This window comes from Kitasatospora sp. MAA19, assembly GCF_029894125.1.
Lineage (GTDB): Bacteria > Actinomycetota > Actinomycetes > Streptomycetales > Streptomycetaceae > Kitasatospora.
Window position 1 is genome coordinate 100,062 of the sequence record NZ_JARXYZ010000023.1, and the last position, 12,481, is coordinate 112,542.

Annotated in this window: 11 protein-coding genes; all 11 read left to right on the forward strand. The window is 75.3% G+C overall.

Annotation, left to right across the window (positions count from 1 at the left end; translation table 11 throughout):
• Window positions 1-79 precede the first annotated feature (79 nt).
• Entirely contained in the window at window positions 80-1,621 is a 1,542-nt protein-coding gene (locus tag P3T27_RS28685) for a phage tail sheath family protein (protein ID WP_280683628.1), read from the forward strand.
• Window positions 1,622-1,686: 65 nt separating this feature from the next.
• Window positions 1,687-2,127, forward strand: coding sequence for a phage tail protein (locus P3T27_RS28690; protein WP_280683629.1), 441 nt, complete (start codon window positions 1,687-1,689; stop codon window positions 2,125-2,127).
• Window positions 2,124-2,606 carry a hypothetical protein gene (locus tag P3T27_RS28695; protein ID WP_280683631.1) on the forward strand — a complete coding sequence of 161 codons (483 nt, stop codon included), beginning with the start codon at window positions 2,124-2,126 and terminating at the stop codon, window positions 2,604-2,606. The genes P3T27_RS28690 and P3T27_RS28695 overlap by 4 nt, the downstream gene beginning before the upstream one ends.
• Window positions 2,603-2,761, forward strand: coding sequence for a DUF6760 family protein (locus P3T27_RS28700; RefSeq protein WP_348534143.1), 159 nt, complete (start codon window positions 2,603-2,605; stop codon window positions 2,759-2,761). Before P3T27_RS28695 ends, P3T27_RS28700 begins: the two co-directional genes overlap by 4 nt.
• A gap of 3,356 nt (window positions 2,762-6,117) precedes the next feature.
• The gene (locus P3T27_RS28705) at window positions 6,118-6,489 is read left to right on the forward strand and encodes a hypothetical protein (RefSeq protein WP_280683633.1); all 372 of its coding nucleotides are present in this window, start codon (window positions 6,118-6,120) and stop codon (window positions 6,487-6,489) included.
• 38 nt (window positions 6,490-6,527) lie between these two features.
• Window positions 6,528-6,953 (forward strand): phage tail protein, encoded by a 426-nt coding sequence (locus P3T27_RS28710; RefSeq protein ID WP_280683634.1) that lies wholly within the window; start codon window positions 6,528-6,530, stop codon window positions 6,951-6,953.
• A gap of 58 nt (window positions 6,954-7,011) precedes the next feature.
• A complete protein-coding gene (locus P3T27_RS28715) occupies window positions 7,012-7,734 on the forward strand; it encodes a LysM peptidoglycan-binding domain-containing protein (RefSeq protein ID WP_280683636.1) in 723 nt (240 codons plus the stop codon).
• A complete protein-coding gene (locus P3T27_RS28720; RefSeq protein ID WP_280683638.1) occupies window positions 7,731-9,512 on the forward strand; it encodes a VgrG-related protein in 1,782 nt (593 codons plus the stop codon). Before P3T27_RS28715 ends, P3T27_RS28720 begins: the two co-directional genes overlap by 4 nt.
• 57 nt (window positions 9,513-9,569) lie before the next feature.
• Window positions 9,570-9,881: a PAAR domain-containing protein gene (locus P3T27_RS28725; RefSeq protein ID WP_280683639.1), complete on the forward strand. Its 312-nt coding sequence runs from the start codon at window positions 9,570-9,572 to the stop codon at window positions 9,879-9,881.
• A gap of 109 nt (window positions 9,882-9,990) precedes the next feature.
• Entirely contained in the window at window positions 9,991-10,428 is a 438-nt protein-coding gene (locus P3T27_RS28730; RefSeq protein WP_280683641.1) for a GPW/gp25 family protein, read from the forward strand.
• Window positions 10,428-12,392 (forward strand): putative baseplate assembly protein, encoded by a 1,965-nt coding sequence (locus P3T27_RS28735; protein ID WP_280683643.1) that lies wholly within the window; start codon window positions 10,428-10,430, stop codon window positions 12,390-12,392. Before P3T27_RS28730 ends, P3T27_RS28735 begins: the two co-directional genes overlap by 1 nt.
• Window positions 12,393-12,481: the final 89 nt, after the last annotated feature.

The following is a 12,481-nucleotide window of genomic DNA, read 5'->3' on the forward strand; positions in this document are numbered from 1 at the left end:
GGACCCGGGGACATGTCGCGGGGGGTGGTCCCGGCAGCAGACTCGGTGGTGATTGATCGGCCACCCCGAAGGAGCGAGCATGCCGTCGTACCTCACACCGGGCGTGTACGTGGAGGAGGTCCAGTCCGGTGCCCGGCCGATCGAGGGCGTCGGCACAGCCGTCGCCGCTCTGGTCGGCTTCGCCGAGACCGGCCCCTTCCACGAGCCCACCCTGGTGACCAACTGGGACCAGTACGTCCAGCAGTTCGGCGGCTTCACCGAAGGCACCTACCTGCCGCACGCCGTCTACGGCTTCTTCGCCAACGGCGGCGGCGCCGTCTACGTCGTCCGGATCGGCCGCGAAGGCGGCGCGACGGGCGGCGGCAGGCCGGCGGCCGTCCGACCGGCGCCCGCGCCCACCGCGGTCGCGGGCTTCCTGTACTCGGCCCTGCCCGCCGCGGGCGGCGACGTGTCCGTCGAGATCGCCGACGCCGAGGGGGAGAACGTCCCCGACGACCGGTTCCGGCTGGTGGTCCGCAAGGGCACCGAGGTCGCCGAGACGTACGAGGTCTCGACCCGCAAGAACACCAAGGGCTACGTCGTCACCCAGCTGCGGGAGTCCAAGCTCGTCGCGGTCGGCGAGCAGCCCGGCACCGCGCCGAGCCGCCCCGAGCGGCAGACCCTCACCCTCGCCGCCGCCCCCGCGGCCGGGCCGGTGGCCCCCGCGACGCGGCTGGACCCCGCCGAGTACGTGGGCGACGCCTCGGCCCGGACCGGCTTCGCCGGCCTGGAGGCGATCGACGAGATCACCATGGTCGCGGTGCCCGACCTGATGAGCGCCTTCGAGCGCGGGGACATCGACGCCGAGGGGGTCAGGACCGTCCAGCTCGCGGTGATGTCGCACTGCGAGCAGATGGGTGACCGGATCGCCGTCCTGGACGCCCCGCCCGGGCTGAACGCCCAGCAGGTGCGCAACTGGCGCAACGAGGAGGCGGGTTACGACTCCCGCTACGCGACCCTGTACTACCCGTGGATCAAGGTGTTCGACCCGGCGACCGGCCGCAACTCGATGGTCCCCCCGAGCGGGCACGTCGCCGGGGTGTGGGCGCGCAGTGACGCCGAGCGCGGCGTGCACAAGGCGCCGGCCAACGAGGTCATCCGCGGCGCGGTGGACCTGGAGATCCGTCTCAGCAAGGGCGAGCAGGACCTGCTGAACCCGATCGGCGTCAACTGCGTGCGGGCCTTCCCCGGGCGCGGCATCCGGATCTGGGGTGCCCGGACCCTCTCCTCGGACCCGGCGTGGCGCTACCTCAACGTCCGACGGCTGTTCAACTACCTGGAGGAGTCGATCCTCCTGGGGACCCAGTGGGTGGTGTTCGAGCCCAACGACGACCGCCTCTGGTCCAGCATCCGCCGCAACATCACCGCGTTCCTGACCGAGGAGTGGCGGCGCGGGGCGCTGTTCGGCAGCACGGCCGCGGAGGCCTTCTACGTCAAGTGCGACCGTGAGAACAACCCGCAGGAGTCCATCGACCTCGGACAGGTGGTGTGCGAGATCGGGGTCGCTCCGGTGAAGCCCGCCGAGTTCGTGGTGTTCCGGCTCTCCCAGTTCTCCGACAGCACCAGCCTCGTCAACGAGTGACACGCGCCTCGTCCACGAGTGACCAGCAGGCCAGCACAGACCGGAAGGGAAGGTGACAGGGAGTCATGGCTGAAGGCGATCCGCTCTCCACACATATATTCGGCGTCCAACTCGGCGGCTACAACGTCGAGTCGGTCAAGGAGGTCAGCAACCTGACCGTTGACCAGGACGTCGTCGAGTACAAGCAGGTGACCCAGCAGGGCAAGCTGATCGTCCGCAAGCAGCCCGGCGCGCGACTGCCGGGCGAGGTGACGATCACCCGCGGCCTCGACAAGAGCGGGGCGTTCACCAAGTGGATCAACGAGACGCTCAACAACGGTGCGATCAACACCGCGCGGCAGAACCTCACCATCGAGGTCAAGGACACCACCGGTGCCACGCTCCGGCGGATCCAGCTGATGAACGCCTGGGCCAGCCGGTGGGAGGGCCCCACCCTCACCGCCGGTGAATCCAGCCCCGCGACGGAGACGGTGACCATCGTGTTCGAGGAGATCACCGTCGAATGAGGCGACGGATCAGCCTTGACGAACTCCTGGAGCAGGCCCCGGCACCCGCCCCGGCCCCGACCCCGCAGGCCTCCGCGCCGCAGCGGGGTCGGGGCCCCCAGGGGCACGGGCTGCACACGGAGTTCGAGTTCGAGCTCCCGCGCGGGTACCTCGACGACGAGGGCACCCTGCACCGGCACGGCGCCATGCGCCTGGCCACCGCGCGGGACGAACTCATGCCCCAGATCGATCTGCGGGTCAAGGAGAACCCGGCGTACCTGAGCGTGGTGCTGCTCAGCCATGTGATCACCCGGCTCGGCACCATCACCGACGTGCACGCCGGCGTCGTCGAGCGCATGTACGCCACCGACGTCGCGTTCCTCCAGGACTTCTACCAGCGGATCAACAGCGAGGGCCACACCCGCGCCGCGGTGACCTGCCCGCACTGCGAGGGCTCCTTCGAAGTCGACCTCGCTGGTGGGCGCCTGGGGGAATGGTGACGTACGCGACCGCCCGGCTGTATGAGGAGGTCGCGTACATCGCCTACCACTTCCACTGGCAGCGGGAGGACATCCTCGACCTGTCCCACCACGAACGCCGCGAGTGGGTACGGGAGATCGCGCGGATCAACACCCGCGTCAACGAAGGCGGGTGAGCGGCATGGGGATCCGGAGCAGGTTCGGGCGCCGGCGGACGGGCGACGAGGGCGAGGCCGCCCCCGCGCCCCGGTCCGACGTGCCCCGGTCTGACGTGCCCCAGGCCGACGCGCCCGCCCCGGACGGCGGCTGGCGCGCGGTCGCGCCGCTGGCCCCGACCCTCGCGGGCCCGGCGACCGGGGTCAGCGACGGCCTGCGGTTCCGGTCCCGGCTCGCCTCCTGGCAGAACCCCTCGCTGTCCGGCGCGCTCGGCCACGCGGTGCTGCCGTCGGCCCCGGCGGGAATCCTGCGGGCGGTCGCCCGGCCCCTCGGCCCGGCGGCCGTCGGCGGGGCGGACGGGCCTGCGCTGCGGTACGCCGTGGCGGCGGGGCCCGCGGCCGCGCCGGAGCCTGCCGCGCAACCGCTCGCGGACGGGCCGGAGGTGGCGGTCGGGCGCGGGGAGGTACGGCAGGTCCAGCGGTCCGGCGCCACACCCCGACGGCTGCCCGTACGGTCGGCGGCCACCGGGGACGGCGGCGCTCCGGCGCTTCCCGCGGCCGCCGAGGGAGCTGCGGGGTCGTCCGCCGGGCAGGACCGGCCGGTGCTGCCGCGCCGGGTCGGGGCGCCGCTGACGGTGGCGCCGCGCCCCCGGTCGCTGCCCACGCGCGCGGTGGCCGTGATCCCGCCCCGCTCGGAGCAACGCGCGGCGGAGCGTCCGGTAGGACGCTCGGCGGGATCTTCCGACGCCCCCGGGGCGTCCGGGTCGGCAGTGGAACCGGGCGTCGGCGCCCGGCCGTCGGAGAGCCCCAAGACGTCCGAGACCCCGAGAACCTCCGAGACCTCCAAGACTTCCAGGACCTCCGAGACCTCCACGACTTCCAGGACCTCCGAGCCTGCCTCGGTGCAACGGACCGGTGCCCAGGCCCGGCCGTCCGGCACGGTGGCGCAGCCGGGCACGGCCGTGCAGCGCGCTGCGACCGGCGGCGCGGCACCGGGCCGACCGGTCCTCGGCGCCCCGCTGACCTCGCTGCCCACCAGCGCCTCGCCGCGGCTCAACACCGACGACACGGCAGGCCCCGCGGACGGGCCGATGCCGATCGTCGCCTCGCCCGCGCAGCCGACCGGTCCGACGGCGGGCGGGCCCGACGCTGCGGGGCCGTCCGCACCGGGGAGGCCGGCTCGCCCGGAGCCCGGCCCCCGCGACACCGCCGCCGTGCAGCGCGCCGCCCAGCCGGGCGGTGGCCCGTCCGCCACGCCGCCCACGGCGGCCCCCCGTACCCAGCGCGCCACCCGGTCAGGCGCCGGATCGTCCTCCGCGCGCACCCACGGCGGCCTGGGCGCACCGCTCGCCGCGCTGCCGCCGACGGCGAGCGGCTCGCCCGGCACCCGTGCGGCCGACAGCCGGCGCGGACCCGTTCAGCGGACCACGGCCCCGGCGGCGAGGACCCCGGGCGGCACCGCCCCGGACTCCGGCGCACCCGCGGCTCCCACGTCCGCCGCACCGCCGCAGCCGACCGATCGGAGCGGGGCGGCGCCGGGCCCGGAAGGCGCCCCGCGCAGCGGCGGCGCCGGGTCGGGTACAGCGGCGGTCCAGCGTGCGGTCGACGCGGGCCGATCCGGTCCCCGGCGCGACGCAGTCCCGACTTCGGCGCCGGCCGCGACGTCGGCCGCAGGCGCACGAGGCGCGGACGCGAGCGGGCAGGGCGGCTCCGGCACGCCCGGGCCCGCCGCCGTGCCGCAGCCATCCGCCGCCCCGGCACCGCAGGGCGCCGCCCGGCGCCCCGGGGGCACCGGCGGTGGCGCGAGCGCGCGGCCCGCCGCGTCGCCGGACGGCCACGGCCCGCTGGTCGTGCTGCGCGCGCCGATCGGCGGCACCGCCGCCCGCACGGCGGCCGCGCCCGGCCACCGCACCCGGGGCCTGCTCGGCGAGCGCAGCATGACGTCCGCGCTCGTCACACCGGCGACGGCTCCCGTGTCGCGCGCCGGCGCTGCACCCGGCCCCGCGCCCGCCCCACCCGTGGTCAGGGCCGCCTGGCGGCAGGACCCGCCCGCGCGCGCCGACGGCCCGTCGGCCGTGGAGCCTGTGGCCCCCGTCGCCCCCGCGACCTGGCGGAGCCGGGCTGCCGCCGTCCTACGGCTCCCGCGGCGCGAACCGGCGCGCCGACCCGATGTCGCGCGCTCGGCGGGCCCGGCGGCGGAGGCGACCGTCCGTGGCGGTTCTGCTGAGGGGCGCGCGAGCGTGCAGCGGTCGGCGGCCGTGGGCCCGCGTGGCGGTGTTTCCGAGGAGGGACGCGGGAGCGTGCAGCGGTCGGCGGCCGTGGGCCCGCGTGCGGTGGCGTCGCGATCGTCCGCCCGTGACGGTGCTGCTGAGGTGCGTCCGAGTGTGCAGCGGTCGACGACCGACGGCCCGCGTGGTGCGGCGTCGCGGTCATCGCAGGACGGCGGTGCTCCTGTGCGGCGCCCGGCGTCCGGTGGTCCTGGCTCGGTCGAGCCGGGGGCGCAGCCGTCGACGCCCGTCGGCCCGGACGGTGTGACGGGGCCCGGTGCGCGGTCGTCGTCGGAGCGCGGTGCTGCGCCGACGGGGCGTCCCAGTGTGCAGCGGTCGACGGCCGCCGGCCCGCCTCCGGAGGCGTCGGGTACGCGGCCTGCGCCGCCCGGGGCCGCTTCGGTGCCTGCCGTGGTCCTCGCGCGCCCGGCAGGGACCCCCGGGTCACCCGCCGCCGCCGTGACTCCGGCCGCTCCGGCGCCCGGATCACGCGGCGGTCGCGCCCCGGAGGTGCAGCGAGCCGTGTCCGGCGGTCCGAGTCCCGTGGACCCAGACGCCCGTGCGGCGGAGGCCCGAGGTGCCGCGGCGCCTGCGGTGGTCTCCGCCGGGCGGGTACCGAGGGGGGAGTCCCCGGTGCTGCCGGTCGCCGCCCCGGCCGTCGCGGTCGACGGTGGCACGCCGGTGGTGACCGCCGCCCGGGCCGGGCAGGCCGCGAGCGTGCAGCGTTCCGCTGCCGACGGCCCTGCTTCGGCCTCCGGCCCGGCGGTCCCGGTCGTCCGACCTGCGCTGTCCGAAGGCGCTCCGGCGTCTGCCACGGCTCCCGCCGGGCGCGCGCGACGCGGGGAGCGCCCGGCGCCTTCGGCCCCGGCGGTCGGCGGCGATGCCGTGGCCGTGTCCGCTGGGCCCGGCGGTCGCGCCTCGAACGTGCCGCTGGTGCGTCTCGCGCCGCCGGGACCGTCGGCGGCCCCGGCGGTCCAGCGGCTGCCGGTCGCCGGCCCGCCCGCGTCCGTGCCCGCCTCCCCGACGATGCCGCCGCCGAGCGGTGGAAGCTGGACGTCGGGCGGCGCACCGGGCGGCCTCGGCGCGCCCGGGGCGGGCGGGGAGCCGCCGGTGCGCACCGTGTCGTGGGTCGCGCAGCCCCAGGGCGGCGCGGGCACGCCTCCCCGGCCGGCCGCGTCGCCGGGGCCGTCGGCCGAGACGGCGCGGGTGCTGCAGCGGGTGGCGGAGCAGGCGGGCCTGTCCGGGGTGCCGTTGACCGCCGTACCGGCCCGCTCCCAGCCGGCCGTCCAGACCAGGGCCGCCCCGCCCCCGATCACCGTCCCGCCCCCGGCCCCGCCCTCGCAGGCGGGCCACGGATCGCCGGACGGGACCGACCTCGACGAACTGGCCCGACGCCTGATCGAACCCGTCGGACGGCTGCTGCGCGCCGAACTGCGCAGAGGAAGGGAACGCGCCGGGCGGCCGTACGACGGCCGCCGCTGAGCGCGTACGGCAGGGGCGGGCAGGCGACGGAGGCAGGAATGACCGACAACATCTTCGCGACGAGCGTGTTCTTCAAGCTCACGATCGGCGGCAACGACCTGGGGGAGTTCACGACCTGCTCGGGGCTGGGCGCCGAGGTCGAGATCCACCAGTACGCGGAGGGCGGCAACAACGGCTTCTCCTGGCAACTGCCGGGCCGCATCACCTGGTCGAACATCACGCTCACCCGCGCGGTCACGGCGGACACCGCCAAGATCGCGCGCTGGCTGGACGAGATCGTGCGGCGGGTCGAGCCCAAGGACGGCGAGATCGTCGCCCTGCGGCCCGACTTGAGCCGCATCGTCAGCTGGCAGGTGCTCGGCATCGTCCCCGTGCGGTGGCAGGGCCCGTCCTTCGACCCGATGAACTCGCAGGCGGCCATGGAGTCCCTGGAGATCGCCCACGCCGGCCTGCGTCCGTCATGACGGCGCGCGGTACCCGACCCAGACCACGCTTCGGACGACCAACGGAAGGAGGTGCGGGATGTCCTCAGCGGTTCCCGCGAGTGTCACCCGGGCCCAACTGGCCATCATGGAGCCCCCGGCGACGGTCGGCGCCCAACCCGGCGGGGTGATCGCGAGGCTTCCGCTCCAGTTCAACCCGTCGACCCTGGTGCTGCGGAAGTCCTCGGAGTGGCGCCGCACCCCGTCCCGGATGGCCAGCGAGTCCGCGCTGCCCGAGTTCGTCGGCAGCGGGCCCCGCTCGCTCTCCCTGGAGGTGTTCCTCGATGCGACGGCCAAGCACGACAACTCCGTGGAACGGGCGGTGGAGCAGCTGATGACGGCCTGTGTCCCCACTCCGGCCAGCCTGGCGCGCAAGAAGCCGGCGAGCCCGTGGATCCGGCTGGACTGGGGCACGTCGAAGACGACGTCCTTCAACGGGGTGATGAGCGATCTCCAGGTCACCTACTCGCTCTTCGACGTCGACGGCAAGCCGCTGCGGGCCACCTGCTCGTTCTCCATCGACGAGGCCAGCGTCGACCCGCCGGGCCAGAACCCGACCTCCGGTTCGATGGAGGCGCGCAGCACCCACCGGGTGATCGCGGGCGACAGCCTGGCGCTGCTCGCCTGGCGCGAGTACGGCGACGCGACGGCCTGGCGCACCATCGCCGAGGCCAACGACATCGACGACCCGATGGTGCTCGTCCCCGGGACGGAACTGATCGTTCCGGCGCTCGACGAACTCACCCGAGGCGGACGGCCATGAGCACCCCCGAGGCACGCGGCGGCCGCTCCTTCGCCGCGGACCCGATCATCGAGGCGCCCGGGCCGCTGCCGCCGGTCTGGGCGACCCAGCTGGTCTCCTGCGACATCGAGGAGAGCGTCGGCCTGCCCGACACCGCCGTGCTGTCGTTCCGCGACGCGGACCACACCTTCCTCTCCGCGACCGGGGTCACCATCGGCACCCGGCTGCGGGTCTCCGTGGTGACGGTGCAGGGCCAGGCGCAGGTGCGGCTGTTCACCGGCGAGGTGACCGCGCTGGAGCTGGACGTGGACACCACCGGTTCGTTCACCGTGGTCCGGGCGTCCGCGGTCACCCACCGGCTGATGCGCGGGCGCCGGGTGAAGGGGTTCCGCAACATGTCGACGGCGGACATCGTCCGTCAGGTCGCCGCGGGCGCGGGGCTCGGCTGCGGCCGGGTCGACGCGTTCCCCGTCGTCCACCAGCAGCTGTCGCAGGCCAACGTGTCGGACTGGGAGTTCCTCCAGTACCTGGCGCAGGAGAGCGGTGCGCAGGTGCGCGTGGACGACGACGGGCTGCTGGAGTTCGTCAAGCCCGAGCCGGCCTCCTCCGCCCCGGCCCCCTCGACGCCCGCCCCGCAGAACCCGATGGTGCTGGAGTACGGCCGCAACCTGCTGGAGCTGCGCGGCGTGCTGACGGGCGGCGGCGGGGCGGACACGGTCGAGGTGCGCGGCTGGAACGTCGTCACCAAGAACGCCCTGGTCGCCACGGAGCCGTCGGTGACCAGCCGGACGGTGCTGCCGGGGCTCAGCCCGTCGGTGGTGGGCGCGGCCTTCGCCGGACCGGCACGGATGACCGTCACCGACACCCCGTACCGCACGCAGGCGGAGGCGACGGCCGCGGCCGGGTCGGTCGCCTCCTCGGTGGCCGCCGGATTCGGCGAGTTGGAGGTGGTCGCCGAGGGCAACCCGAGGCTGCGGGCGGGCACTCCGGTCGCGCTGGGCAACGTCGGCGCCGCCTTCTCCGGTCGCTACACCGCCACCGCGGTGCGCCACCTGATCGAGCCGTACCGCGGCTACCGGACCACCGTGGTGGTCAGCGCGGCGCCGGACCGCTCCCTCGCGGGGCTGGTCAGCGGGGGCGGCGCGCCCCCGCGCGGGCCGCGGATGCCCGGTCTGGCCATCGCGGTGGTCACCGACGTCCGGGAGCCGGGCGGCGCCGAGCGCGGCGGGGTGCGGCTGAAGTTCCCGTGGCTGGACGACACCTACGTCTCCGACTGGGTGCGCACCGTCCAGTGGGGCGGGCAGGGAGGCGGCGGCGTGTTCAGTCCGGAGGTGAACGACGAGGTGCTGGTCGGCTTCGAGCAGGGCTGCCTGGACAGCCCGTACGTGCTGGGCGGCCTCTACAACGGCGTCGACAAACCCTCGCCGCACGAGGTCCCGCTGGTCGACGCGGCCGGCGGGAAGGTCAACCGCCGCTCGCTGGTCTCCCGTTCGGGCCACCGCCTGGAGCTGCTGGACGTGCCGGGCGGCCAGTCCGGCGTCCGGTTGGCCAGCGGGGACCGGAAGTTGGAGGTCAGGCTGGACGAGCAGCGCGGCGAGATCGTCCTGACCGTCTTCGGCGCGGCCGGTGCGGCGGCGGCGAGTTCGGTGCGCCTCTCCTCCTCCGGCATCACCCTCGACGCCGGTACCGGAGCGGTGAACCTGCGCGGGGCATCGGTGAACGTCACCGGCCGCACGGAGGTCACCGTGGACGGCGGCGCGCTCGCGGTGCTCAAGGCGGCCCTCGTACGCATCAACTGAACCACCGTCACCGCATCCGCACCCGGACCCCTCGAACCACCCGATCGGAGAACGAAGATGCCCCCCGCAGCCCGGATGGGCGACACCACCAGCGACGGCGGTGCCATCACCACCCCGCCGCCAGGCGCCCTCGCGGCGGAGACCGTGCTGATCGGCGGCCGCCCGGCCGCCGTCACCGGCAGCCTGCACGTGTGCGTTCCGCACGTGGAACTCGGGCCCGCCAACGTCGTCATGCCCAGCCCCAAGGCGGCGGCCGGGGGTCTGGTCCTGATCGGGGGGCTGCCCGCGGCGCGCGTGGGGGACCAGACGGCCTGCGGCGCGAAGATCGTCACCGGCGCGTTCAACGTGCTGATCGGAGGGGTCGCGTGAGCGAGCGGACCATCGACAGGGGCGTGTCCATCGACAGGGGCGGGTCCCTCGTCAGGGGCGTGTCCCGCGAAGCGACCGCCGAGTGCGGCGAGCGCAGCGAGGTGGGCGCATGAGCGGCTTCATCGGCCGTGGCTGGGCCTTCCCGCTCCGGGTGAACGCCACCGGCGGCATCGGCATGGTCGATCGGGACCGGGAGATCGAGGAGGCCATCCGGCTCATCCTCGGCACGGCCCCCGGCGAGCGGCCGATGCGTCCGGAGTTCGGCTGCGGCATCCACGAGTACGTGTTCGCACCGAGTGACGGCAGCACCGCCGGCCGGATCGCGCGCGAGGTGCGCACCGCGCTGGAGCGCTGGGAGCCCCGCATCGAGGTCGACGACGTCGTGGTCGCCTTCGACACCGTCGACGACGGCACGCTCTACATCGACATCCACTACACCGTGCGGTCCACCAACGACCGCCGGAACCTCGTCTTCCCCTTCTACACCATCCCGAGCTCGCCGGACGCCCCGGAGACCGTGGACGCCTCGTACGGGGGAGAGAACTGATGGCGCTGCCCTCCCCGAACCTGGACGACCGCCGCTTCCAGCAACTCGTCGACGAGGCCAAGCGGTACGTCCAGCAGCGGGCCCCGGAGTGGACCGACCACAACGTGTCCGACCCCGGGGTCACCCTCATCGAGACCTTCGCGTACATGGTGGACCAGCTGCTCTACCGGCTGAACCGGGTACCGGAGAAGAACTACTCCGCCTTCCTCGACCTGCTCGGCGTCCGGCTCTTCCCGCCGGCCGCGGCGACCGCGGAGGTCGACTTCTGGCTGTCGGCCCCGCAGCCCGAGACCGTTCTCCTGCGGGCGGGCACCGAGGTGTCCACGCTGCGGACCGAGACCGAGGAGGCGGTGGTGTTCTCCACCGCCGAGGACCTGCCGGTGGTCCCCAGCTCCCTCGACCGGCTGGTCACCGTCTCCGCCGCGGGGGAGCAGAGCGACGCCACGTCCCGACTGGCCGACGGCGTGGACGTGCCCTGCTTCCAGGCGCGCCCCCAGGTCGGGGACGCCATGATGTTCGCGCTGCCGGCCGTGGTGCCGCGGTGCATCCTCGTCGTCCGGCTGGACAGCCGGGTCGAGGGCGTCGGCGTCGACCCGCGGCAGCCCCCACTGGCGTGGGAGGTGTGGGACGGCGCGCGGTGGATCGCCTGCGAGACCGGCCCCGACACCACCGGCGGCCTCAACCGGCCCGGTGAGGTCGTGGTGTTCGTGCCCGCCGGGCAGGTCGCCTCGGTGGTCGCCGGGCGCCGGGCGGGCTGGCTGCGCTGCCGGGTGGCCGAGCCGGAGCCGGGCCAGCCGTTCTACGCGGAGTCCCCCACGATCCGCCGCGCGGAGGTGTTCACGATCGGCGGCACCGCGACCGTCGTCCACGCCCAGACCGTGACCGACGCACCGCTCGGTACCTCGGAGGGCGTCGCGGGCCAGCGCTTCCGGCTCGCCAGGCCGCCCGTCCTGCTCGACGGCGGGGCCCCGGTGGTCGAGGTCTCGGGCGGGGACGGCTGGGAACGGTGGACGACCGTCGAGCACTTCGGCGACTCGGCACCGACCGACCGGCACGTCGTGATCGACGCGACCACCGGCGAGTTCGCCTTCCCGCCCGCCGTCCGGGAGCCCGACGGCAGCCTGCGCGCCTTCGGCGCCGTCCCGCCCAAGGGGGCGCAACTGCGCGTGCCGCGCTACCGCACGGGCGGCGGCACCGCCGGAAACGTCGCCCGGAGCACGATCACGGTGCTGCGCAGCTCGGTCCCGTACGTGGCCCGGGTCGACAACCGCGAGGCGGCCAGGGGCGGGGTCGACGGCGAGACGGTGGACAACGCCAAGCTGCGCGCCCCCCACCTGCTGCGGCTCCAGGAACGGGCCGTCACGGCCGAGGACTTCGAGCTGATCGCCCGGCAGGCCGCGCCCTCCGCAGCCCGGGTCCGCTGCGCGCCGGCCGTCGCCGGGGAGGCGGGCGCCGTGCGCGTGCTGGTGGTCCCCGACGCGGTCGCGGACGAGGGTGACCGCCTGCGGTTCGAGCAGCTGATCCCCGGCGAGCAGATGCTGTCCGCCATCGCGGCGGCCCTCGACGAGCGGCGGCTCGTCGGCACCCGGCTCGTCGTCCAACCCCCCGCCTACCAGGGGGTGACGGTGGTCGCCCGGCTCGCGACCAACTCCCCGGACGCCGACCGGGTCCGCGAGGCGGCGCTCGCGGCGCTGTTCCGGTACCTCAACCCGTTGCGCGGCGGCGGCGCCGACGGCTCGGGCTGGCCGTTCGGCCGGGCCGTGCAGTACGGGGAGATGTTCGCGGTGCTCCAGCAGGTGGCCGGGGTCACGGCGGTGGAGGAGCTGCGGCTCTTCCCGGCGGACCCGATCACCGGGCGCCGGGGTGCGCCCGCCGAGCGGGTCGACGTCGCCCCGGACGCGCTGGTCTTCTCCCACCAGCACCAGGTCGTGGTCGCCACGCTGCCTCCGGGAGAGGTGCGATGAGCGGGCGGGGTGCGATGGGCGGGCGGGGCGGGTTCGTCGTGGAGTGGTGTGGGTTCGGCATGGAGTGGTGCGGGCGCGTGGTCGAGGGG